This window comes from Pseudoalteromonas sp. J2K-J979 (genome assembly GCF_058169715.2).
The window spans coordinates 702,214-726,306 of sequence record NZ_CM200282.1 but is presented as its reverse complement, the minus strand read 5'-3'; the positions used below and the strand labels follow the sequence as shown (position 1 = coordinate 726,306).

Sequence of the window (24,093 nt, the reverse complement as noted above, 5' to 3'; positions counted from 1 at the left end):
GGAATAGGTAAAAGATGAAAGACAGACAGGTTTTAAATTCATTGCTTGAAAAAGCAGGCCGCTATCACCCTCTGTATGGAGGGGGGTTGGCGACGCATTTACCTATGGTGCTTATTGCGTTATCTCAGTTAGGTGCCTCTAATGATAAATTACAGCGTACTTTTCAAACTAGCATTACTAACCTGGAGCCTATCGGCGATTTTGCCTCTGTGGTGGCTGTTGAACAGGTCGAAAGCCAATTAGGTCAAGCTGAAAGCTATCAATCTTACTTAACGTATTACCAAACGGAACTGGCCAAACATGGCGTGAAAACCACGCTCGCAAATGCATTGCCAATCTTGATGCCGGGCGTGGCGGCCTCTGCTTTTCATGGGCTCATTCGGCTAGCTTATGCCATTGAAGCGAACAACCTCAATGAAATAGCCGTAGCGTTAGCCTATTGGAGTGCTGAATATCAGCCATTTGAACTCAGTCAGCACACCACAAACGAAGCGTTAGAGCAGATAATCGCGCGGTTATCTCCTTTGGGCGAAAGCCATAATTTTTCACCCGGTATTATCGTCGATAGGATGGATGAAATAGGGGAGCTGTTAAAGTGCAAGGGAGCAGTATTCCAACCTGAGAGTATAGATTTAGCAACTCTGAAACAGTTCACTTTGCAGCTATTTTATTTGTGTGATGATTTTACATTGCTTCATACGGTGACCGGTTGCCATGCGCTTTCGATTATTTTGCCTTTTTTAAACGATCAAGAATCAGCGCTACGGGCATTTTGGCAAGCGGTTCTCGTTGCGTATTTAAGTACAGCTATTGGGTATCCGAATACGGTGATTGAAGTGAAAAAGTGTGAATGTAACTTTGATTTAGTTATAAAAAAAGCGCTGTTATCCGATGACTCTCACGTAATAAAACTGGTCTACAGTTGCTTGAGTGAATATCGCGAAAACTCCAACCCTTTGTATTACTTGGTTGCGCAAAGAGCGATATTGAGTGAGTAATACATCATTCCCCACCCATTTAACCGGGTTTATTGCTTCGTGAAGGTGAGCGCTCAAAACCATAAGTGAAAACCAGCGTGAGTAGCATAGCGACCAGAGTAAGCGTTGCACACCAGTAAGTTGCTCCAAGCGCCAATCCCCATACATTGACAGCAAAGAGCAAAGCGCTTATCAGCAAGCTATAGCCGACTACTCTGATTATCCATATTATTGGTTTAGGCAGAGCTTTGCGCCTGTTTGTAACCTGACCATAATGGCGAGGGAGCGATAAACTCAAAAGTACAAAACTCAGGCTCAGTAAAAGTATTTCAATTAAAATCATCATGTTATTACTAGTTTGTGTCTGTGGTGGAGTGAGTAATACGACGCCCAACGATCCCTGCAGCTAGCCCAAAGCACAGCGAAAAAAAGATCATGCTAGAGTCAAAGCCAAGCATGATCCACTCAGCGTGTAGGGCGCTGTTGATGAGATTATGCTCTGTCGTTAGCCAGTTTATGACAGGAATGAGCCCATAGGCGAGTGTGGCTGCCCAAAGCATGTTTTTCCAGACATGTTTATTGGTTTGCAGTAAACACACGCAGATACAGACAGCTAAGGCAATAAATAAGCAGTGAATTTCCCAAGCTGCACGCTCGGCCATCGTTAGGGGCAATAAGCGATTACTTAAGAAGTAACAGGCGATCGCAATGGGTAAACCAATCAGTACAGCGGCGTTTAACTTATTTATCACCACTATTAATTGATTAGGTTGTTTTAGGCGTTTGTTCACCCAAATGATCAGACCTGTGGCTATCATGCCTGCCCCAAGCAACCCAGAAATAAAATACAACCAGCGTAAATAGGTACCTGCAAAAAGTCCTTCATGCAAGTGCTCAAGTAAATCGTAAATTTTAGCCGCTTCGTGCACTTTTGTGGTTGTGCGTGCAATTTGCACCTGGCCATTGACGACTCGGTAGGTCAATAATGTGGCAAATTCAACACCCGCGTTGGCTTCAAGCCACACTTCATAATCAGGTTGTTCTGCTTGACGGTCAATGACTCCTAGGTAGCTGACAGATTGTGTTGGGTAACGTGATTGAGCATCGAATAAAGCGCTAGTGAGTGTTAACTCTGAGGCGGGTAAATCAATCAACGCTTGTTCTTCTTGCTCCGCTTGAGATAAGTCATAAAACTGACGGTGCTTTGCCTTCCCTTCACCATAGGTTGCATCTATTACAGGAGACATACTGATCCCCATCAACAAGATTAAGCCACTATAAGTAATCATTAGATGAAAAGGTAAGGGCAATACACTAAAAATGTTATGAATATCTAACCATGAGCGCAGACCTTTATTGGCACGAAAAGTAAATAATTCTATAAATATTTTTTTATGGATTATCACACCTGTAATCAAGCCAACTAGCATCAGCAATGTGGCAAAACTCGTCACTAAATAAGCCACGTTTTCAGGCACATAATGTAAATTGTAGTGCAGTCGATACAGGGTTTCTCCCCCACTGGTTTCACGGTGCGAAACTGTTGCTCCGGTATCGGGGGCGAGGGTCGTCTCATGCCATTGTTTAGGCGTGCCAGCTTGGCTGTCGGCTAATTGTAACCATGATATACCAATATAAGGGCTACGATTTGATGGATAACTGATGTACCACTGTGAGGCCGAAGGGGCAGACAATTGCAATTGCTGCTGACCCAGAGATAACACTGACAAACTATCGATGGGCTGAGTGACCGCTTGTATTTCTGGTTTCATCCAGCGGTCAATTTCATTTTCAAAATAGCCCACACTGCCGGTGATAAATATAAAAAATAATAACCATGAAAAAGCGAAACCGCTCCAAGTATGTAACCAGTTCATTGATTGTCTAAAGCGGGGCTTCATAATCGTCCGGGACCACTAAAAAAAATTATAAAACAATAGATTGAAATGCAAGCACTCAATACATAAAGGCACGATCTGAAAGTTGTTTTAGCCGAAAACACCAGCAAAACGGTGGCGGCATAAATAATAAAGCTCAGCATGAGCCCAGTCATAATGCTATTTATTTCTTCTCCAGGTAATTGTTGAGCCAAGAGAATCGCACTGAGGGTTGCCAGTAAATAACCACCTACAAAGGCAATCAGTATTCGGCATGAGAGACTCAAAATTGTACGGCATTTAGCCCAGGGCGTGATCACAACAGGTTGGCCTATTTCTGAAGCTTACACAGCAAGCTGGTAAGCTTCAGAATAACATCGGATTAAAATTGATAGGACACGCTTAAACGAATATCGCGACCCGATTCTTTAATGCCGACCACTTTGTCATAGCCAGGGATATGTCCGTAATCTGCGACACTGCCATGACTGCGATAAGATTCATCAAATAAGTTCTGTACAGATAAATCAAATCTGAGGTTGGCCATAGGTTCATAGGTCACATAGGCATCAAATAGATCATAACCAGGCTTGTTAATGGTTTCTAATTGGGTGACCCAGCCAAGTTCCATTGAGCGATGAAACACCTCAATGTCATTTAAGCTTGCTACATGATGGTAATTGAGACCGAACTGAACTTGTTCAGTCAGTTCATAATTAAAATTAGCATTGATAGAGTCACCCATCGCATTACCTAAACCACCATATTCATAGGCTGCAAGCTCAATGCCATCGAATACTCTTGTGCTATAACCCGTTTCGGTGTTTGCATCAGGCCATAAAAATGACACATTGTTTAACTCAACATTGTTATGGTTATAACTAACTATTACATCAAAATTATCAGCTTGATAGCCTGCAACCAGTTCAAGACCTTGCGTTTCTAAATCGCCAACATTTTCGTAATACACGCCTTCACGGCCTTTGAATTTATCGAAAACAACATCGTTAATGACACTCAGGTAAGCTGACGCCTCTAACAACCAAGTCCCATCATTATAGATTAAACCCAATTCAGTATTGTCGACTTCTTCAGGACGCAGATCTTTGTTGTGGCTTAACTCACCAACAGTAAAGGCATCCGCAACTTGTCTGCCTCGTAATGCCTCGGCATAGCCCGCAGAGAGCGTGAGTTCGTCAGTCAGTTCATAGGCAAAACCTAGGTTAAAGCTCAAGCCATCTTGTTTTTCGGTAGAAAAGCTATCTGTTGAAGTCACTGGTTGGCCGTTACTATCGGTTTCAACTACCCATTTTCCATCCACTTTGACCCAGTTTGCTTCTACGCCATCATGCTCAACCTCATAGGCGTCATAACGCACACCAGCACTGAGTAACAACGCATCGGTTAACTGCCAATGATCTTGCAGATACACCCCCGTCACGGTGCCTTTTTCATCAAAAATGCCACCAAAGTCTTCATAGGATTGCGAGTTTACGTGATCACGTTTTTGCTCTAAGCCGTAAGTCAGCGCGTGATTACCTAAATCGCTGGTATTGCGGATATCAAATCCGGTGGTTTTAATCGATGCATCCCAAGTATAAAGCGCTCGTTTGAATGAAGACTCTGTTTGGTAGAGGGTTGTTTCTAGGTTAACAATATTATTGAGATACCACGCATGATTTAATACCCCTGTTTCACGCTCACCCCAAGAGGCAAAAAGTGGATCATCTGCTAAAGGTGCCCAGTTTGTTTGTTTACCAAATTCACCTTCTTCTTTGCGGTTTTCATAACTGACGGTGAGGTATTGATTTTCAGTAAGTTCGGCATTTACTTTTAAAAAGCCGAGCGTTTGGTCCGCAGCTGTGCCGGGAATTTCTACACCGTCGCCGTCATCCATATTATTGCGATTCACATTAACATACGATGCGAGCACCCCAACGGCGTCAGTCACTTTGCCATACAAAGACACACTTTCTTTATGACCATCGTTTGTAAAATAGCTCGCTTTAACAATGCCACCAAATTGTTGATCGCCACTCAGTAAGTCGTCAGCGCTTTTGGTTTTAAACCGAATTGCGCCACCAATTGCACCAGAGCCAGAGGTGGCTTCGCCAGCTCCAGCTTGTACTTCGATACTTTGTAAAAGTTCAGGCTCAATTGCTACGCGGCCAATGTGATGAAAGAGCGTACTGGTTTGTGGGGCGCCATCGACAGTGACGTTGATCAGTGAATCTTCCATGCCACGAACAAAAATCTTTTGTGCGATCCCTAATGATCCGCCAACGGTTACCGAGGGGGTATGACGAAAAATATCTTCTAAATCATTTGCTTGATAATTTGCCAGCTCGGCTGGGGTAATTTCAGAGTTGGTGGTCGCACCGACTACCGTTATTTTTTCGACTTTTTTTATTTCCGCATTGCTACTTGTTTGCTCTGCGTGAGCCGGGCCACAGACTGCGGCGATAATAGCTAAATGGAGCATATTTCTTTTCAGGTGATTTTTTTTAGGGGAAATGTGATACATGGACAACTTCTCGGGTAATTGACTTTAAATGTTAATGGGAATTATTACTGTTTAGTTTTGGCGAGTGTAGCACTTTTACATTTGTTACATTTACGACGTCGGAATCAAAATTTTTACTTGTAAGCCGCCTTGATGTTCGTTGGCTGCACTGATGGTGGCGCGAACACTTTTAAGGTGTCGTTTTGCCAAAGATAATCCTAAGCCAAAACTGTCATTGCCAGCCATACGAGAATTATCGACTCTAAAAAAAGGATGGAAAACTTTATCTAAATACTGCTCTGGGATCCCCGGGCCTTGGTCAATAATGCGAATGCAGTAAGACTGTTCGGTTTGATTTAAATTGACGCGTACCGTTTTTCCTGCGGGTGTATGGCGTAAAGCATTACGAATTATATTTTCAATCGCGGGGCCGAGTGCTTTATGGCTGCTATTAAGGATCACGGCATTGCTTGGGGAACTGAATAGCAAGGTGCGATCCGGAAACTCAAACTTCGCATCCTCAATTAATACATCAAGTAAATCGACTAAATCGACATTTTCTTGTTGGATGATAGGCTGCTCGTTTTCGAGCCAAGCTAAGGTGAGGGTATCTTCTATCAGTTTTCGGATACAGTGTGATTCGCGAGAAATACGACCTAGGTGCTCATCACTTTTGTGCGGTTCAAAGTTATTTACCGCAATATCCAAGCGGGTTAACGGGGTGCGTAATTCGTGAGATAAATCAGATATAAGTTGGCGTTGACTGGCTATGAGCTCGCCAATTCGACTCGCCATGCGGTCAAAGGTTGAGGCCAGATGAGCAAGCTCATCGTTGCGATTGCCTAAATATTTTCTTACTCTGACATCAAAATTTCCCTGACTAAATGCTGATGTGGCCTTATCTAACCGTTGTAATGGGGTAATGATATGGTGGTATAAAATAATCGATAAAAAAATTAATAGGGCCATCGGCATCAGCACTTGCAAACAAATTCTGACGGTTGGCCAGTATGTACCTGGCCTCATTCGATCCGGTAATTTGATTAAAAAACTGGTGTTACCTTGAGAAAAGGGTAACTCCATAATCGGGTTCACATCAAAATATAAATGTATTTTCCAATCGGTGCTTCGGCCAAAATGATAGCCACCAATAATGGCACTATCGAGTTGCTCACCGGCGACATGTGACGCTTGAAAGTGTGCAACCGACAGCCAGGTTTGCTCTTGCTTTTGAAGTGCCTCGAGCCAGTTATTTAACGCGTCTTTATCGCCAAGTGCATATAAACGTTCAGCTTCTTGCCCCCAGGCCTTTAATTCTTGACTGTGTTGTTCTGCAATAAAGCTCATGCCTTCTTCTGTTCTTGATGTTAAAGCACTTAATACATAAAAGAAGCCGACCAAACCCGTTGCAACAATTAAACATAATTTCCATAGAATTTTCCGGTTCATTTGAAACAATACCCTTTGCCGTGCACTGTTTGTAAGCGGTCACCTAACCAATTGGCTTCATTGAGCTTTCTTCTTACTCGGCTTAAGTGCATGTCTAAGCTGCGGTCGTATGCTCCGAGTTTTTTATTGAGTACCGTTTCATATAAATCGGCTTTGTTGATGATTTTATGCGGCTGAGAAACAAGCTCCCACAGTAACTTAAATTGGATGGTGGTAAATTCAATTTCTTGGTGATTAACACTAATAATTTGTTTGGTGGCATCGAGTTGTAACCCATCAATATCAATACACATGTCGGGCTGATTAATTGACTTGATTGTGGTTTGGCTTCGTCTTAGTAGGCTTTCTATACGCAGTAATAATTCCTGAGAATTAAAGGGCTTTGCCACATAGTCGTCTGCACCGTGACTCAAACCTAAAATTCTTTCTTCTTCTGCTCCTTTGGCGGAAACCATAATCACAGGTTGCTGGCTAGTTTTTCGTAATCTCTTTAATACTGATACGCCATCTAATTTGGGCAGCATTTTATCAAGTAAAATGAGGTGATGCTGCTCTGTTTGAGCCCGTTGTAAACCCAATTCGCCGTCATGGCATTGCTCGACTTGATAACCGGATCTTACTAATAAATCACGCAGGTAATCGCTGAGCGTGCAATCATCTTCAATTAACAGTATTTTAATTTTTGACACAATTTACCAATTTAATGAAAATAGTTACTACTTTCATTCGCATGTTAGTGTGCGGGTGAATAAATGTAAATTATTAATCTGGTCATTTTCATAAGTGTGGTCACGTGGTTTAACGAAAAATCAACGGATTAGCAGTGAACACACAGCCAACGAAAGAGATTTAGTTTGCCTCGTTTGAGCAACCAAGCAGATGATTGTGGTCATCAGTGCTTTGATTTATCAGACTTTAAACTATTAGAGCAACAAACGTTTGAATCAAAATAGGGACTCAGTTATCGTTTGATTCTAAATAAAAAGTTTAAAATGTTTGCAGTGCTCGGCTTATGTTCAGAGGAAGAAAAACGTGGAAATTAAGTTAAAAGAAATAAGTAAAGAAAATTGGGTTGATATGATTGACCTTGAGATTACAAAAGAGCAAGAGCAATTTGTCGCCCTTCCCGCCGAGGCGATTGCAGCTTCTAAATTTTATGATTATTACGTTAACCGTGGGGTTTACTTAGGTGATAAACCAATTGGTTTTATTCAGTATTACCCGAATATTGATGATGGAAAGCCAAACGAAATATTTATCGATCAACTGCTCATTGATGTCAGCCTACAAGGGCAAGGATACGGCTCAACAGCAGTCAAACTGGTGTTAGACGAAATTAAACAATTAGATGGCTTTAACTCGGTGTCTATTTGTTATGTCGAAGGACACGACATAATGAGAAGGTTCTTTGAGCAGTTTAACTTCCAAGTTGTTGAACAAGATGAATTTGATGAAACAATAATGGTGTTTCAGTATGCCTAAGCTGTTGTTCTATTTCACTTATTAATCGGATTTTCGGTAGGGTGAAAATTGAATTATTCACCCAAGGAAAGCTCCGCTGTGGGTGATTCATCACTTTTTAGATGATGATGATTTACAGTGACTCGGCTTTATATCTGCAAAATGGATTTAAGTAATTGGCTGCTCTCCCCCTTGATGATCAATGCAAACCTGATCCGTTATGAGGTCTGGTGTTATCACATTTCGCTAACCTAGTGTGTTATGGGCTTTTTATGCGGTTTTACTTTTATTTACAAGGTATTGCTGCGTGAGGTTGTGTTTCTTCGTTGTGATCGTTATGTTAGCGGCCATTCTATATGGCGCTGAATGGGCTGTTACTTTTTCGTTGAAATGAGGGGTTAATTTGAATACTGCTGTTACAGATTATAAAAATAAAGATATTAAATCGACGTTGAAACTTTTATTGGTTCTTTTACCTGTTTTTGGGTTATTGGTGGGAGTAGGGTTAGGGCTCATTTTAGGAGTAACTAAATTTGAAACAAGTGCCGATTTATATTTAACAGCCGCCAGTGTTTTATTGCCAGCTGTCGCTCTTTTAACCCTTGCTTTGTGGCGTTATTTCAATCAAATTGATGGCCTTTAATATAAAGGGTAAATAAGTCTAGAAAGATGTGAAGCGACGATTAAAAGGCCTAATTTATTATACATTCAACAAATTGTGTTAGTGTACTCACGAGGAGCTTGCTATAGGTTCGGTACGTGAAACGCCTTTATCTATTCCACATTGAAACAATAAAGGCGAAAATTCTGGTGATTTATTACGGCCTATCACCAATCCAATCAAAATGAAGAATAGGCCTCAGGTTATTCACAACTTTTTAGCGGGCCACTTAATCAGCGGCCACGCTCTTGTGTTTATCAAAATCGTCTTCACTCATTAATGGAAAAGCAATAAAGCTTGTGTGCTCATCACTATTATGAAGATAAATAGTCGCTTTTTTGCCGACTTGACCGCTTTCTTTATTAATATCCCCGCCTGTTTGGAAGTTACGTTGTGAACCATGTGAATTAACGGGTTTGATAATGACACGTAAGCGGCTGCCTTTTTCGAGTAATTTGCCATTAAAGAAAAAGTGATGAAAGTTTACGTTTGCGATGTCACCAACTGGTAATAGCGAGGCGTTTTCTAATGAGTCTCTGTACCTGACTCTTGTGCGATCACTGGCTAAATGAATACTTTTTCCAGAAGCTGTAATTTCACTGACTTGAATTTCAATATCAGCATCTGGCGCAGTCAGGCTTACGGCAAGCGACGCTTTAATTTCACCACTGAGGACCATGTTTTCAGTGAAAGGTTGTGTATGATAAACCAGACCGTCACCATCAATTGACATCACAGCTGTTTGATCAAATAAATAATCATCTTTGCTTTCGATGCTTTGCTTATTAATCAATGGATTTGATTCAAACTCGGCAATCGTTGGCCTAGTTGGCTTTTGAGAATGTAATCCCCCTGCATTGAATACTGAACTTGGGTTTTCTGTGTGAGAAAAGTAAAACTTGTTGTTTGGTTGTTGAAACGGCTGGTAGCTATTTGCATAATACCAATCGTTTTTGCCAATAACATAGTAAGCCACTCTGTCTTTTAAGATCTCTGGTTTGTTGCCGTCTCTTAAAGTCCAGTTAAACCAATCTACATAGAGGTCAAACATGTTGAGCACGCCTTTATCGCCTGTTTGTAAACCGCCAAGCTCATTTTTTGGGCGTCTTGTTTGGCCATGATCCCAAGGGCCCATAATTAAAAAGTGATTGTTAATGGCCGAAGTGTTGCCATGCGCCATATGTTGATTGTAATAATTCATGGCTCCAGGGTAGTCGGCATCATAGAAGCCTGTTAGTGATAAAATTGGAATATCGATTTTGCTGTAATCTGTTTGGGTGGGGTGCATGCTTTTCCAATAATCGTTGAATGTATTGTGCGAGAGCCATTTATCAAACAGCTCGTTTTTTATACCGGTTTTTTCTGAATAAGCAGGAAGTGGTAATTGGGATTGGTAAAGCGCTATCTCAGCGTCTTTCCAGAAATTTTCGTAACTTCTAAATAATTCAATTCGACTGGTTTTCCCCTCAGTAAATGTTAACCACCTTAATGAATAGGGGTAGGCCATGTTTTTGTACATGGGAAAATCGACCCCAGGGCCAACTGATGCAATTGGAAGTATAGCGGCCAGTCCTTTGGGGAATTCTTTGAGTGTTGCCCATTGCACATAACCGACATAAGAGCCTCCTAACATGCCTACTTTTCCATTTGACCAAGTTTGCTTTGCTGCCCACTCTATAATGTCATGGCCGTCACGGCCTTCATTTTCAAGTGCAACAAATTTGCCTTCAGAATCACCGCGACCGCGAGAGTTTACAGCCACAAACACAAAGTTATTCTCAGCCATATGAAACCCGCGTTTTGTCGCATGATCATTCACGTACGGAGTCAGATACACCACAACGGGCAGCGATCCATGGCTGTGTTTGGGTTTATAAATTGTTGCATCTAGGCTAATGCCATCACGCATTGGAATTTTTTGCCCTAAGAGTACGTGTACTTTACTTTTTGTACTTTCTTGGGCGTAAGCTTGGGGACTAAACACATATGCCAGTATCAAGCATGCAAGTTGAATGAGCGGTTTCATAATGTCCTTATGATTTTATTATTAAATTCAACATTATGATATCACTAAGAAAATAAATGAAAAACATCTGAGCATAGCAAAAGGAATCGAGTGATTAACTTATCAGTAGTCTATTGAGGCTCGGTTAGTTTTTTTTGCTATTGACACATTGTTTGCACATTTGTGATTCATCTTCAGGGTTAGGTTACTGTTGGAGAATGATGATGAGCAAGATGAATCAACTCAGTGTATTAGGTTGGGTGTCCATTGTACTAATGTGTGGTCAAGGTATCGCGAATGAAAACTCAGCAACACGGTCCCCGCCGCCCATGTTTGCCTCGCCCCCACCGCCACCCAAATTGAGCCCTCTCGATGTGCAATTGACAGAGGTGATCCGTCAATTTGGATTAACGGGAGAAGTGAGCGAAGCGCGTGCGCAGCCCGATATCCATGATCCCTTGGCGCAACTTGGGATGAAGTTGTTTTTTAGCAAAGGCTTAGGAGGCGAAAAATCTGTGGCGTGTGCCAGTTGCCATCATCCAAGTTTGGGAGGTGCGGATGGTTTGTCGCTTGCCGTCGGGGTGAATGCAGAACGTGAAAATGTCATCGGTCCAGGCCGAACACCCAGCAATGATTTTATTAATATTCCACGCAATTCTCCGACTATTTTTAATGTTGGGTTGGCAAATCAAGCTTTATTTTGGGATGGGCGAGTTGAGCGGGTGAGCCTCACCACGCCAGATGGAACCAAAGTTGAAGGTGTGAGTACGCCTGATTCTGGTTTTCAGGTTATTGATGATTCGGTGCCTAACAATCTTGTGAATGCGTTAGCGCGCTTTCCTGTCACATCGACAGAAGAAATGCGCGGTGAGGGCTTTGCCAACGCGATATCAAATAGTCAAATTCGTGAACACATTGCTGAGCGGATTGGCGATTACGGCCAGCAAACCGGTGACTTAGCAACCAATGATTGGTTGGCCGAATTTCGCGAGGCATTTAACTCAACAGAAGAAGCCACTTCGTTGATTACCTTCGATAGCATTGCCTTGGCACTGGGGATTTATCAACAATCGATGACTTTGGTTGATACTCAGTGGCATCGTTATGTGCGCGGCGATAAGCGCTCGCTTAGCGAGGCACAAAAACGCGGTGCGCTGTTGTTTTTTACCCCGCAAGAGAGCGGCGGAGCTGGGTGTGTAGCGTGCCACAGTGGTGAGCGTTTTACCAATGAGGGGTTTTTCAACTTAGCATTTCCACAATTTGGCCCTGGGACACAAGGCGATCATAGCGATCGTGGTCGTGCGCAAGTCACTGGCGCTGCACTAGAGCAATTTGCGTTTAGAGTGCCAAGCTTGATTAATGTGTCACTCAGTGCTCCTTATGGCCATGCTGGCGCTTACCAAAGCCTTGCTGAAGTGGTGCGACATTATGTGAATCCACGTGCGAGTGTTGAGGGCTTTTTTGCCCGAGGGGGGGCGTGCCATTTACGCCAATTTAATCGTTTTAGTGAGTGTGAAAGGCTCAATGAAGGTGGCGAACAAAATAGTGAGCATGCACTGCAGCTACTTGCTCAATCACCATTTCAACCAGCGCGATTAAATGTGGTTCAACAGCAAGATTTGGTTGCCTTTTTAGAATCACTGACTGACCAATGTGCTAAAGATATTCAGTGTGTTTCGAAATTTACCCCTAGTCATCAGCATACTAACCCTGATAACTTAAGGCTGATAGCAACTGATAGACGAGGTAAGCCCCTTTAAAATGTTCAACTCGATTCGAGCCAAGTTATTACTGATGATTTTAATCGCCAATACGCTGGTTGTATTGGCGATTTATGTGGCTAATCAACTGGCGTTTGAAAAGAGTTTTAGCCAGTACGTGCAAGATACTACTCGCGTGTCACTGACCCCGGTGATAGAGGCCATGGTCACTGAACTAAAACGTCAACCCAATTTCGATTGGTTGCGCCCTGGCAATGCGGTTCTGCATGATATTGTCGCGATTTATCGGCCGCGAGGTAAGGAATTGACGTCGCCACGGCACCCTCCACAGCAGCGTGCAGAGCGACCGCCTCCTTCGCGTGATGGAGCAACGCTACGTGAAGAACGCAGGCATCCACCGCCGCCCCAAGCTCAGGGGGAAAGAAGCCGCCCTCGACCTTCTGGCCAACCGCCAACTAATCGGCAAAGCCCTAACAGTGATGATCAACGGCTGATGTTTAAAGCCCCGACGGGTGAAATTCTTTTAGGGACCCGACGGATGGCACAGGCTGCACTGTGGTTGCCGTTAAGATCGGGGGATGATCATCCAAGCACTGCCGGGAGCGGTGAGGTGCTGGGGTATTTAGGTGTTGAAAATGGCTCACGCATGAATGCGAAGTTTGATCAGTTATTTGAGCAGCAGCAATCTCGACAGTTCAGTTATATTGCGGCAATAGTCTTAATTTTGTCTTTTGCGATGGCGCTGCCGTTTAGTAAATTTTTAGTCAAGCCTATTTTGATTTTACGTGCAAAAGCGCGTGATTTGGCGACAGGTCATTATGACTTTCAATTAACCCCGAGAAGCAACGATGAAATAGGAGAGCTTGTCAAAGACATTAACCGTTTAGCACACACTTTGAGTGCGAACCGACGTTCACAGCGTCAGTGGATTGCAGACATCTCCCATGAACTTCGTACACCCATTGCTGTGATCCGCGCTGAACTTGAAGGCATGATGGATGGGATTATTGCCTTTGATGATGCCGCCATTGCCTCATTGCATGAAGAAATGGCGCGACTCACGCGATTAGTCGATGATTTACATCAGCTTTCGTTAGCTGACAAAGGCGCATTGACCTACACATTTGGTGCGGTCAATTTGGTGAGTTTGCTTAATAAAGTGATCGCTAAACACCAAGGAATGCTGCATCAGCAAGGGTTTGAAGTCAGCGCTTTACCTAAAAGTGATATTAATATTCAGGGTGATCCTGAGCGGCTGATGCAACTGTTTGATAATTTGATGCAAAATACGGTGCGTTATACTGATTCATCGCCAGCATCACCTGGTCGGCTTTGGGTCAGTGTGCACGAAAGTGCCCAGAATATCACCGTACTATGGCAAGACAGCGCCCCCACTGTCGCAGAGGAAAAATTGGCTCAACTGTTTGAGCGTTTGTATCGGGTTGAAGACGATCGTAACCGTGCGACAGGGGGATCTGGCCTCGGGCTGGCGATTTGCCGCAGTATAGTCAGCGCACATCAAGGCCAGATTCAGGCAAAGCCCAGTGAATTAGGTGGTGTGGCAATTAAAATAGAGTTTGCAAAGGAGTGAACACAGTGCAGTCGCGAATTTTGATAATCGAGGATGAAGTGAAATTGGCGGAGATTTTAGCTAAATATTTAATCCAAAGTGAATTTACTGTTGACGTTGTGCATGATGGCGCAGATGCCATCGCGGCGTTTGAACGGGTTAAACCCGACCTCATTTTATTGGATTTGATGTTACCTCATGTTGATGGAGTTACGATTTGCCAGCAAATTCGTCAACACTCCATAGTGCCTATTGTGATGACGACCGCCAAAGTAGAAGAAGTTGACCGATTACTGGGGCTTGAAATAGGTGCTGATGACTATATTTGTAAGCCTTATAGCCCACGCGAAGTGGTTGCTCGGGTAAAAGCCTTATTGCGCAGAGTCGCATTTATGCAACTCGCAGATCCTAGTGCGCAAGCGACAGCACTGCAATTGGATGAGCACACTCTCAATGCGATTTATTGCGGCCAAGCCGTGAGCCTAACAGCTGTTGAGTTTCAGTTGTTTAATAAACTGTTTTCGCAGCCGGGCCGAATTTATAACCGTGAACAACTGATGGATAGTATTTATGATGATGCGCGGATCGTCAGTGATCGCACCATCGATAGTCATATCAAAAAAGTGCGTAAAAAGTTGGCAATGATTGCGCCTCATACTGACTTTATTCATTCTATTTATGGTGTCGGTTATAAGTTCGAGTCTATAGCTCACTGAGAAACCTGACAGATAAAAAAGCGTGTATCAATGCATTGATACACGCTTTTTTAATTTAACATCATTGAGTCTTTACAAAATAAAGGCTAATAATGATGTGTTACGCCAAGTTGATTTAATGTATTAACGACATTGTTTGCAGTGGCGAGGTCGTTGAAAATATAATTAAAGTCGAGGTGATTGCTGCTGGGTTCGTCTGAGACTGAGAGACTAAACTTATCAGTTTCTAATGAGATAAAGAGCGTACCAGTTTCGTTACCGATAGTGTACACAATACTGCCATCAGCTTGTAATTCAAAACTGCCACTTTCTAACATCGTGCTGTAAGTTTCATCTTGATAGACTTGAATTTCAGAGTCGGTAAATTTAATGAAATTGACTCCCCAGCCGCTCCCTTGATCGACCCAATAGATTTCCTTATCTTGCCAGTCTGCAAATGATGCAGCCGGTGTTTTTGCTTTGAGTTTGGCAAGGTAATCTTGCGCATGTGTCTCGGTTTTAAAGGTGGGCCACAAGTTAGCGCCAAATGCCGACAAAAGTGTATTTTCTGATTCCATTAGCAATGCATAACGGCTGTGATAGCCTGCCGATGAAGTCAGTACCAAGGAGTTGTCGTTAAGGAGTCGGTACTGACCGAGGTCTTGTTCACCATCAATCGTGGTTCGATTATAGCTACCATCACTGTTGGCTATGAATGAATTGATAGGGGTTTCAACCGAAGACACCGTGTTGACATTAATGCCATACAAGGTTTGACCAAAATATGGAGTGGGTGCCATTAAATTGGTGAGTGAAACGGGTGCTGTTTCAGGTAAATAATACACCTCCTCAGTAGAGAGTGGGCGCTTGTTTACTTTATAGACTTTACGCGAATCAATATAAATATATTCAAACGTGCCGACATTATTTGGATCAAAATAATTACTATTTTTCAGGTATAGCTGGTTATTGTCTTGACCAAATAGTTGCCACTCGCGGTGATTATATAAAAAACATTCGCCTGTGTTTCCAAAGCAACCCGAATAGTGGGGCATGTCAGGCACTCGCCACCGCGTGATGCTTAATACGCCGTTTTGCGAAACAGACCAATCACCATATTGCACATGAATCTCTTGCGCAGAAATCTCACCATTTTGATCGTTATCATAAGTTGAAACGGTGTAGGCCTCACCGGTTGGCCAGAGCTCCCACCAAAATTCATTCAGAGGATCGCCTGTAAGATCAAAATCATATACCCCGGCGACACTGGCTGAATCAAATTGGTCGTGTTCATCATGCATTCCGCCAATGCTGATCGATGTTTTAGAATCGCTGCCATTTTCAGCTTGCACAGCATAATATTGCATCTGATTTGATGTGGTGAGCTGGGTGAACACAAGCTGAGTATTGTTTGCTAAAGTTACCACGACTTTTTGCTTACCCTCAGCCATGTCTAGCGTTTGATACTGCCAGGTAAACGCCAGATTTGAGCTTTGCATGGTTCCAGAACCATCACGATTAAAAGTAAATGAGTCTGCCGTTTGACTGACGATGTGATCCTGCTCGAAGACCCCGTGTGGAACTGGGAGTGTATAAGTAGCTGATTGTGTGTTTGGTAAGCTAAAGTCGCTGATGTTTTCTGCTCTGAGCGCTTGGCTTGACCCGCTATATGTATCATTTTCATCGACAAACTCGTGATTTGGAAAATGTTTTACAGCATGCGTTTCTGCTCGAAAGGTAGTCGTGCCATTTTCAGTTAATAATGGTTGGAGTGTTTTTGATACTACTCGATGCTCATAAGTGACTTGTTGGAGTTGATTATCAACAATGCGTTGTTCAGAATTGGTGTAGCTAAGATATCCGCCAGCTGAAAAGGACAGGGTGAGTAAGCCATTATTGAATTGCCAATCAAACGCTTGAATGCCCACATCAGTGTATAACTTACCCTCACCTGCATTATTACTAATACCTTGCAAGCTGATGTATTGACCTTCATTAACGAAAAAGTATGTAGATGAAAGTTGCGTATCTACCGCGTTAGTGACATTGCTATCGGCGAGCATTTCTTGTGCGGCTTGTGCGTACTCAGGTGTTGATTGTACTGCATTGACGTAGTCATTTGCGGCTTGGCTATCCATAGCTAACTCTAATGTATTATTAAAGCCCGCAGGTAATGCAAGTGCAGGGTTGTTGGCTGATTTATCGATGGCGACTTTGATGGCAATTGCTAACGAGATCATTTTGTTGGAATCAATGGTATTAGTTAACTCGATGAGTTTTGCATCAGAGACAATGGCATCGCCTAATGTTTCTTTAAGCATTAAGGCGGCTTTAGCTGTGGTGATATTGGTTACGTTTAGATTGAAATTTTCTTTGTTATCTAAAATGTTATCGTCACCAGCAGCCTGTTTGAGTGCATCCACAGTACCTAAAAGAGATATGAGTCGCGCGTTTTGCTGCGAATCGAGCCCTTGTGCGATAATGCTGACGAAGTCATTAAGCTGATCATCATCAATTGCCAAATCTGTCTGGTAATGTCCATCGGGATCGGCCGACACACTGTAGTCGCTTTGACCAACCATGATTGTTAATTCAGCATTGGCAATCGGTGAATCTGTGACGATCCCAGAAAGCGTTAAATTAACCAGTTTTTGTGTGATGTTAATGACGACCTCTGCAGATGATTCTGCGCCTTCATTGTCAGTGGCTAATAATCGAAAGACGAGCGCTTGATTTTGAGTGACATTCGGGGCAATAAAATTAATCGTACTTGTTTCTCCCCCGCTAAATTCAACCTCAATCCCAGAAACCTGAGACCAAGAGTAACTCGCGACACTCCCGTTATCAGTGACAGTCGCCGATACGGTTACCGGTTCTTTTTCATCCGCGCTGCCATTACTTATGGTGATGACCGGTGCAGTATTGACAGGGGGGAGAATGATCTCTTTGTTATCTTTTGAAGATGATCCACCACACGCAACTAATCCTAAACTAAACATCACAGCCATACTGACGGTTGACAATTTTTTCATCGAACTAAACTCCCTTAGTTTCATTATTTGTTGAACGCGTATATTTAACCATCAAAAAAAATCCACATCCTTCCTTGAATCGCGCATTAAAAAATTAAAATTATTTGGGAAAATTTTGCTTTTTTTTCGTAGCTCGCGAAGTGCTCCGTTTTAGACAAAATTGCAAGACCGAGTCACTTTAGGTTGAATAAAATAATGGCGAAACCGAAACGATTTACCCCAGAACTGTTTGAAATAAGGCTCAACCATGCAATTGAGCGGCTAATTGCAGACAAACAATCTTTATTTGATGAGGAGCTTAGTGATATTCGGGTGGCAGAAATTGCCGCGGTATTTAATGTCAATGTGGCCACTTTACGGCGTTGGTGCCTTGAGTTTACGCAGCAAAACCCGAGTCAATATTTGGCTAACTATCGGGTTGAAAAAGCCAAGCATTTATTGCTTAGTGGCAATAAACCCTCGCAAGTATCTTTGATGTTGGCATTTGGTGAGCACAAAGTGTTTTCAAGCACATTTAAGCGTTGCCAAAGCGCCACCCCATCAGAATACTGTAAGGATATGAATTCGTATTGAAGCAAAAGATCTGACATAAAGTGCACTATATAAGTCTATGCCGCTTGGTGGCAGGGTTTATCTTGCTGCGAAAAGTATTGTTTAAGGACAGCTAATACTGTTTTCACTTTGTATGAAGCTGGATTACTTGTAGTGAGGGCATAGATTGGGTGTGCGGGCATTTGCCAATTTGGCAGTACTTTCACAAGCTCTCCTCGTGAACGTTGTGCTTGTATTTCGAGTTCAGGCAAAACAGCAATGCCTAGCCCTTGACTGACATGACTAATCAATGAGTTTAAATCGTTAAATTCCATTTGCGGAGTCGGTTTTATGATCACCTTAGCTTGCTGATTGGAGGTTAAGGTGACCACACTGAGTACACCTTTAAAACCTAAACCAAGCCAAGTGTGGTGTGGTAAGTCATTGGGGTGGGTTGGATACCCTCTGCGTGCCAGATAAAGAGGGCTGGCATACAGGTGTTTGCCACTGTGACCTAGCGGGTAGAAATACAATTGCGAATCTTTAGGTGTCCCTACATTGATTAAAATATCAATGCGTTCGGCGATCGGATCAACGAATTCGTCCTTAGCTATTATGCGAATTTTAAGGTCTGGGTTGTCGATCACTAAGGCACTTAATGCTTGTGCAATTGGTTGAGTTGACAAACCTACCGGCAAGGCGATACGCAATGTACCAGCTAACGTTTTTTTTACTTCGTGCACTGCATTTTCAGCAGCTTTGGCTGCATCGAGGGCTTTTTTCCCTTTGGCATAATACCGCTCACCGGCTTCAGACAGATTAAGTTTGCGAGTAGTACGATTGAGTAAGGTGATACCGAGCTCTGCTTCAAGCCGAGCTACGTGCTGACTCACTGCCGAAGTGGTCATGCCTAATGAGTGGGCGGCTTTGCCCATTGAGCCACAATCGACCACCTGACAAAAAATACCATTGAGTTTTAGTCGCGCTAGAAAATTTCCGTCCATTTGTATCCCATAGATTGTTAAGTCCAGCTTAAAAGTGTTGTTAGAAATGGTGTCTATTCGCGCTGAACCAAACTCTATACCATACGCACACTCTAATTTTGTGAATGATAATCAATATCATTAATGAAGTCTTGCTAATTTTAATGGGATAGCGAAATGAATGTTAAATACTCGGCCATAGCGTTGGCATTATTTGCGAGTCATAGTGCGTTAGCTGAAAATGAAGTAAAACAACTTGAAGTGAGCCAAGTTGAAGAGACCAAACAAAGTGCTGCAATTGAAGTCTCTGGCGAAGAGTTAGCGCTTAAGCAAGTGAATGACTTAAAAGGCACGCTTAATAATATTGCAGGCGTTTCGGTCAGTAATGGCGCACGTTATGGGCAAAAGACTTACCTGCGTGGCGTCGAAGAGCATTCAGCCAATATCACCATTGATGGTGTGCGCCAAGATGGTCAGCTATTTCACCATTCAGGTAATCAAGTCGTTGATACAAACATGTTTAAAGCGGTTTCGGTAGAGCTAGGTGCTGCGTCTGTTTTAAGTGGTTACGGCGCGATTACTGGGGCCATTAAGTATCAAACTAAAGATCCGAGCGACTTACTTGCACCTGATGACAACTTTGGTGCCAATGGCGCCTTGGGTATGGATACGGCGACGGAATTTAGGCAAGTGAATATCAATGGCTATGGTCGAATCAATGAACAATTGAGTTTACTTACCATGATTACCGCAAACGAAAATGGTGATATTGACACCCCGAATGCCGATCCGATTATTAATAAACACAGCGAATTACAAAGTGGTTTAGTGAAAGTGGTGTACGATTTTGATTATGCTCAAACGCTGACACTTAACCTGCAGTCAGTCAAAGATGGCGGTAATCGTGCATTTTCTGGCGAAAAACCAGGCATGAGTGAGCTCGAAAGAGACGAACTTTATAACGGTTATCAGCGTGATACATATAGCCTGATGTATATTAACGACAGCGCAGATCCGCTGCTCGATTTATACGTAAATGCGTATTTTAATGAAAAGTCGATGAATCGTGAGCAATCAACTGGTGCAAATTGGATCAGAGACGATCAAGGTCAGTGGCAAGAAGATGGCACCGCTTTTTATCCTGAGCGAGATTACTTTTATCAGACAACAGGTTTAGATATCCGCAATACCTCGGTAGTCAATGGTTTAGCATGGACATATGGTCTTGAGTCATTTAAATCAGAACAACGAATTGAGGCCAAAGGATTACAAAAAACCACCACTGCGCAAGGTGAAGTCAGTACGCGTGACCTATCTGTTAAAAATGGGCCTACTGCGCGTTTAATTGGTGCGTATATTCAAACAGAAGTCAGTTTAGGTGAGCTAATAATTACGCCTGGGATCCGTTATGATTCTTATCAGTTGGGTGGGGTGTATGATTTATCATTTAACAAACTAGCACCTAAATTATCGGCTAGTTGGCAAGCGAATCAAGATTTAAACCTGACCTTAGGTTACGGTCAAATCTTTAAAGGCCCCGGTTTACCAGAAGTATTGATGTTGAATGACCGAGTTAGCCAAGGTGAAGGTGTCAAAGCCGAAACGGGCGATCATTTAGAGCTACAAGGTCAGTATGATTTAAGTACAACACTTACACTGCAAAGTGCCTCGGTGTATGCCAATGTTTACCAGTTCACAATTGATGATAGTTTTCATCCAACAAAAAATACCACTTTAACTCGTGGTCGCTATGATCTAAAAAACACAGGGGTAGAAGCGGGGTTTCGATTTAGTCATCAGCAGCTCAGTGGTTATATTAATTACAGCTATAACGATGGTGAACGTGATTATAGTGATTATAAAACGGATGATTTATATTCAGGTAGCCACGAAGTGAATATTGGCTTAACTTACCAAGCAACTGATGAGTGGTTACTCGGTTGGGATAATGCATTGGTTGATAACGCGGCACTGAGTGATACCTACATTAACCGCCAAGGTGAGCTAGTGACAGAAGTTGTTGAAAAAGTAGGGTATGGTGTGGCGAATTTATGGCTATCGTACGAGCCAAAATCGGTGGCTGGGCTTCGTATCAATGTCGCGATGGATAATATGTTTGATAAAGCTTACCAACATCATAAGAGTTTTGGCATGTATTGGGGCAATGCCGAGTATAACGATAATGAAGTCGGTCGGAATATCAAAGCGTCAGTGAGTTATCAATTCTAATTGATGAGCAACATAAAAAGCCGCAGCTAAGTGCTGCGGCTTTTTATTAGAGTCAATCTGTTGATATTTAAGTGCTTTTTTCCATTGTTAACTGCGCTGCGTGTGTGTTCGAGGTTGAGTTTTCAATAAACCAAATACTATTTTCTTCGCCCTGATAGGCACGTTTGATCACTTTTCGTTGACCATAAAACGCGATCACAGCAAACAAAATAGCGATTAATTCAACATACCAAGCCTGCCCTTGCATGATTAACCAAGGCGTCGGTAGGAAAATAGCCGTCGTTAAACTCGTGATAGGGATCAGGATACAAACAAGGGTAATTAGCGCTAATAAATGAATCGCAGCTTTAGCTGCGCCTTGCCAAAAAGCATAGAAAAGCGCACTTAAAAATACGCCATAATAGACCCACATATAAAGCTCATTGACATTAAGTAACGAAATGGTTGCCCATTTAGTGATGAGCATTGCAGCCATAATACCCGCTATCGATCCTAAACATACCCCGACAGTAAGCGCAGCCATGCGTGTGTAGCGTTTGCTTTGCTCTACGGAGTGTTTATTTCGTCTTTTTTCTAACCAGAGCAAATTTCCTGTATAGAATAGTGCTGCGCCCGCTATACCAAGAGCAAAATACACCCAACGGACCCATTCGCCTCCATAGCTACCAAAGTGCAGGGCAAAAAAGCTTCCTACGATCCGACTCCAAATGCCTTCATTGCCGGGGTTGAACGTCGACCCCGCGATTTCTAAAGTATAAGGGTTCATAAAAAGATAGTCATACATTGGGCCACGCATCATCTCGTGTTCGTTTAATAAGGTCACGGTGAGTGAGGGAGTGGTGGAAGTCAGGCCGCTAAAACTCATGGCTTGTACTTGGTAACCTTCAACATAAGACTGCGCCACGTTTATCTGTTCACTCAAGCTTGGCAAGGCATCCAATTGATAGGCGACTGCAGCCGCTGCGGGGCGTGCAAATAGTGCGACTTCGCCGTAGATCAGGAGTAAGCCACCGTAAAAAAAATCATGAAAAGCAAACACGACGGCAGTGAAAGCGATGATGACGTGAAAGGGAAAACTGGTGATCCCCAGTAGGTTATGGGTGTCTAGCCAGAAGCGGCTGGCCCCTTTTGTTGTACGCAGAGCAAAAAAGCTTTTTGTCAGCGTAGGCAGTAAAAATATCAGCCCCGAAACGAGGGCTAAAAAATACAGAATGGCTGCAATTCCGACTAGGTAGCCACCTGCGAGATGGTGACCAATTTTACCTGGGATCCCTGCACTTTGGTGCAAGTAGTCAATTAGGGTACCCAATCGATTGGGTGTGTGCGCGGTTGTAATGAGCTGTCCTTGTTGATCTAACGTTGCATGGCGCATCTGGTCGTTGAGGCCAGGCTCGCGAGCATTGCCAGATTCGTACCAAGTAAGGGGGCTTTGCTCGGGGTTTAAATCAAGCGTAAAGCTGTTTGTCATGTCAGGAAATTGCAATGCAGCTTGCTTGATTAAACGATCATAATGGATGGGTTCTGGGTGGCTTAATGTTGCACTCGGGGGGGATGTCCATTGATCGATTGGGGCTTTAAACATGGTTAAGGCACCGGCAAAAAAACCAATAAACAAAAATAGCCCAGCAATAATGCCAGTCCAAGTGTGTAAGCTTTGGTAGGTTCTTAAAATAGGGCTGGGGATTCTCATTGGAGGCTCCAGAGTAAAAAGTACACCGAATAAACGAGGCCGTTAGCACCACCTAAATACAGTAATGCACTGCGACGATTTGCGAATAAATAGACAAGGCTTAAAAAAGTCAACCAAAGGGGGGAAACGACCCACATATTAAATTGCACTTTGTCTTTGCCCTCTATGCCATGGGGGCCAAACCAAGCAAAAATGGCGACCAGACCATAGGCCAATAACAGCCCAAAAAACACACCAATCAGGGTTTTGCTCCACCAATGGGGGGTGAAGTGTGGATCAGCTTTCATTTTTCGCTCCTTTTAACAGTAAGGCGCAAAAAGGCAAGATTGCCCCAATGAGCATTAATACAACGAGGACCGAGAACACACTGCTGACGACACTCATGGTTAACAATAAACTCAGCATGGCAAGCATTATTAATCCATATGCCCATTTTCGGTACTTTTTGTGTGCCGGTTTTTGTTGAATGTGCTGATATTTATTGGTGAGGTACAGCAAGCTGACGGCAAAAAATGCTAGCAAGATAGCAAGTATTTCAAACACGATAATTTCGACTCCATGAAAAACATATTTAGTAAAAACACTTAATCGATCGAAGCTCATTAGTGGGCCTACTTCTGCCGCAGGCAGAGTGACGACTGAATTAGGGGGATCAGCACTGGCAATAAAATCGAAAAAAGCAATGCATTATGATGAAGTTAACTATAAA

At 43.0% G+C, this 24,093-nt stretch carries 19 protein-coding genes; 8 read left to right on the top strand and 11 right to left on the bottom strand.

Translation table 11 applies throughout. The features are described from left to right. Positions 1–14 precede the first annotated feature (14 nt). Positions 15–998, top strand: coding sequence for a questin oxidase family protein (locus AC3KVK_RS19690; RefSeq protein ID WP_490313718.1), 984 nt, complete (start codon positions 15–17; stop codon positions 996–998). Positions 999–1,017: 19 nt separating this feature from the next. Here the strand turns inward: AC3KVK_RS19690 and AC3KVK_RS19685 are convergent, their stop codons facing one another. From AC3KVK_RS19685 to AC3KVK_RS19665, 5 genes are all read right to left on the bottom strand, one after another. After that, positions 1,018–1,323, bottom strand: coding sequence for a DUF3325 family protein (locus AC3KVK_RS19685; protein ID WP_490313719.1), 306 nt, complete (start codon positions 1,321–1,323; stop codon positions 1,018–1,020). A gap of 7 nt (positions 1,324–1,330) precedes the next feature. Beyond that, a complete protein-coding gene (locus tag AC3KVK_RS19680; protein ID WP_490313720.1) occupies positions 1,331–2,854 on the bottom strand; it encodes a PepSY-associated TM helix domain-containing protein in 1,524 nt (507 codons plus the stop codon). A gap of 382 nt (positions 2,855–3,236) precedes the next feature. Beyond that, on the bottom strand, positions 3,237–5,336 hold the full coding sequence (locus AC3KVK_RS19675; protein WP_490313721.1) for a TonB-dependent receptor: 2,100 nt from the start codon (positions 5,334–5,336) through the stop codon (positions 3,237–3,239). A 132-nt stretch (positions 5,337–5,468) separates the two neighbouring features. Next, positions 5,469–6,806 carry a histidine kinase sensor domain-containing protein gene (locus AC3KVK_RS19670; RefSeq protein WP_490313722.1) on the bottom strand — a complete coding sequence of 446 codons (1,338 nt, stop codon included), beginning with the start codon at positions 6,804–6,806 and terminating at the stop codon, positions 5,469–5,471. Then, positions 6,803–7,495, bottom strand: coding sequence for a response regulator transcription factor (locus tag AC3KVK_RS19665; protein WP_490313723.1), 693 nt, complete (start codon positions 7,493–7,495; stop codon positions 6,803–6,805). Before AC3KVK_RS19665 ends, AC3KVK_RS19670 begins: the two co-directional genes overlap by 4 nt. Positions 7,496–7,838: 343 nt before the next feature. Between AC3KVK_RS19665 and AC3KVK_RS19660 the strand changes: the two genes are divergently transcribed. Together AC3KVK_RS19660 and AC3KVK_RS19655 are read left to right on the top strand one after the other, a co-directional pair. Further along, on the top strand, positions 7,839–8,288 hold the full coding sequence (locus tag AC3KVK_RS19660; protein ID WP_490313724.1) for a GNAT family N-acetyltransferase: 450 nt from the start codon (positions 7,839–7,841) through the stop codon (positions 8,286–8,288). A gap of 382 nt (positions 8,289–8,670) precedes the next feature. Further along, a complete protein-coding gene (locus AC3KVK_RS19655) occupies positions 8,671–8,910 on the top strand; it encodes a hypothetical protein (RefSeq protein WP_490313725.1) in 240 nt (79 codons plus the stop codon). Between the two features lie 247 nt (positions 8,911–9,157). On the opposite strand, the gene AC3KVK_RS19650 is transcribed toward AC3KVK_RS19655, so the two are convergent. Next, positions 9,158–10,954: a CocE/NonD family hydrolase gene (locus AC3KVK_RS19650; RefSeq protein WP_518526951.1), complete on the bottom strand. Its 1,797-nt coding sequence runs from the start codon at positions 10,952–10,954 to the stop codon at positions 9,158–9,160. 212 nt (positions 10,955–11,166) lie between these two features. Between AC3KVK_RS19650 and AC3KVK_RS19645 the strand changes: the two genes are divergently transcribed. The 3 genes from AC3KVK_RS19645 to AC3KVK_RS19635 are packed head-to-tail and all read left to right on the top strand — an operon-like array spanning position 11,167 to position 14,940. Next, the gene (locus tag AC3KVK_RS19645) at positions 11,167–12,693 is read left to right on the top strand and encodes a cytochrome-c peroxidase (RefSeq protein WP_490313357.1); all 1,527 of its coding nucleotides are present in this window, start codon (positions 11,167–11,169) and stop codon (positions 12,691–12,693) included. Between the two features lies 1 nt (position 12,694). After that, complete coding sequence (locus AC3KVK_RS19640; protein ID WP_490313358.1) at positions 12,695–14,245, top strand: ATP-binding protein; 1,551 nt, start codon at positions 12,695–12,697, stop codon at positions 14,243–14,245. 5 nt (positions 14,246–14,250) lie between these two features. Next, positions 14,251–14,940, top strand: coding sequence for a response regulator (locus AC3KVK_RS19635; protein ID WP_490313359.1), 690 nt, complete (start codon positions 14,251–14,253; stop codon positions 14,938–14,940). A gap of 86 nt (positions 14,941–15,026) precedes the next feature. Here AC3KVK_RS19635 and AC3KVK_RS19630 read toward each other — a convergent pair whose 3' ends face one another. Then, the gene (locus AC3KVK_RS19630; protein ID WP_490313360.1) at positions 15,027–17,951 is read right to left on the bottom strand and encodes a PKD domain-containing protein; all 2,925 of its coding nucleotides are present in this window, start codon (positions 17,949–17,951) and stop codon (positions 15,027–15,029) included. Between the two features lie 195 nt (positions 17,952–18,146). Between AC3KVK_RS19630 and AC3KVK_RS19625 the strand changes: the two genes are divergently transcribed. Continuing rightward, positions 18,147–18,524 (top strand): helix-turn-helix domain-containing protein, encoded by a 378-nt coding sequence (locus AC3KVK_RS19625; protein WP_490313361.1) that lies wholly within the window; start codon positions 18,147–18,149, stop codon positions 18,522–18,524. Between the two features lie 35 nt (positions 18,525–18,559). On the opposite strand, the gene AC3KVK_RS19620 is transcribed toward AC3KVK_RS19625, so the two are convergent. Continuing rightward, entirely contained in the window at positions 18,560–19,486 is a 927-nt protein-coding gene (locus AC3KVK_RS19620) for a LysR family transcriptional regulator (protein WP_490313362.1), read from the bottom strand. A gap of 156 nt (positions 19,487–19,642) precedes the next feature. On the opposite strand from AC3KVK_RS19620, the gene AC3KVK_RS19615 reads away from it, so the two are divergent. Further along, positions 19,643–21,694, top strand: coding sequence for a TonB-dependent receptor domain-containing protein (locus AC3KVK_RS19615; RefSeq protein ID WP_490313363.1), 2,052 nt, complete (start codon positions 19,643–19,645; stop codon positions 21,692–21,694). Positions 21,695–21,761: 67 nt separating this feature from the next. Here AC3KVK_RS19615 and AC3KVK_RS19610 read toward each other — a convergent pair whose 3' ends face one another. From AC3KVK_RS19610 to AC3KVK_RS19600, 3 genes are read right to left on the bottom strand one after another with little or no spacing between them, the layout of a single operon-like run. Continuing rightward, positions 21,762–23,384, bottom strand: coding sequence for a PepSY-associated TM helix domain-containing protein (locus AC3KVK_RS19610; protein WP_490313364.1), 1,623 nt, complete (start codon positions 23,382–23,384; stop codon positions 21,762–21,764). Next, positions 23,381–23,671, bottom strand: a complete 291-nt coding sequence (locus AC3KVK_RS19605) for a hypothetical protein (RefSeq protein ID WP_490313365.1) — start codon at positions 23,669–23,671, stop codon at positions 23,381–23,383. Before AC3KVK_RS19605 ends, AC3KVK_RS19610 begins: the two co-directional genes overlap by 4 nt. Then, positions 23,661–23,987 (bottom strand): hypothetical protein, encoded by a 327-nt coding sequence (locus tag AC3KVK_RS19600; protein WP_490313366.1) that lies wholly within the window; start codon positions 23,985–23,987, stop codon positions 23,661–23,663. Before AC3KVK_RS19600 ends, AC3KVK_RS19605 begins: the two co-directional genes overlap by 11 nt. Positions 23,988–24,093 lie beyond the last annotated feature (106 nt).

Coding starts and splice junctions, on each gene's coding strand:
- AC3KVK_RS19625 (WP_490313361.1), top strand. CDS start 18,147: ATGGCGAAACCGAAACGATTTACCCCAGAACTGTTTGAAATAAGGCTC.
- AC3KVK_RS19670 (WP_490313722.1), bottom strand. CDS start 6,806: ATGAACCGGAAAATTCTATGGAAATTATGTTTAATTGTTGCAACGGGT.
- AC3KVK_RS19615 (WP_490313363.1), top strand. CDS start 19,643: ATGAATGTTAAATACTCGGCCATAGCGTTGGCATTATTTGCGAGTCAT.
- AC3KVK_RS19600 (WP_490313366.1), bottom strand. CDS start 23,987: ATGAGCTTCGATCGATTAAGTGTTTTTACTAAATATGTTTTTCATGGA.
- AC3KVK_RS19690 (WP_490313718.1), top strand. CDS start 15: ATGAAAGACAGACAGGTTTTAAATTCATTGCTTGAAAAAGCAGGCCGC.
- AC3KVK_RS19675 (WP_490313721.1), bottom strand. CDS start 5,336: ATGCTCCATTTAGCTATTATCGCCGCAGTCTGTGGCCCGGCTCACGCA.
- AC3KVK_RS19685 (WP_490313719.1), bottom strand. CDS start 1,323: ATGATGATTTTAATTGAAATACTTTTACTGAGCCTGAGTTTTGTACTT.
- AC3KVK_RS19680 (WP_490313720.1), bottom strand. CDS start 2,854: ATGAACTGGTTACATACTTGGAGCGGTTTCGCTTTTTCATGGTTATTA.
- AC3KVK_RS19645 (WP_490313357.1), top strand. CDS start 11,167: ATGAATCAACTCAGTGTATTAGGTTGGGTGTCCATTGTACTAATGTGT.
- AC3KVK_RS19630 (WP_490313360.1), bottom strand. CDS start 17,951: ATGAAAAAATTGTCAACCGTCAGTATGGCTGTGATGTTTAGTTTAGGA.
- AC3KVK_RS19640 (WP_490313358.1), top strand. CDS start 12,695: ATGTTCAACTCGATTCGAGCCAAGTTATTACTGATGATTTTAATCGCC.
- AC3KVK_RS19605 (WP_490313365.1), bottom strand. CDS start 23,671: ATGAAAGCTGATCCACACTTCACCCCCCATTGGTGGAGCAAAACCCTG.
- AC3KVK_RS19610 (WP_490313364.1), bottom strand. CDS start 23,384: ATGAGAATCCCCAGCCCTATTTTAAGAACCTACCAAAGCTTACACACT.
- AC3KVK_RS19620 (WP_490313362.1), bottom strand. CDS start 19,486: ATGGACGGAAATTTTCTAGCGCGACTAAAACTCAATGGTATTTTTTGT.
- AC3KVK_RS19650 (WP_518526951.1), bottom strand. CDS start 10,954: ATGAAACCGCTCATTCAACTTGCATGCTTGATACTGGCATATGTGTTT.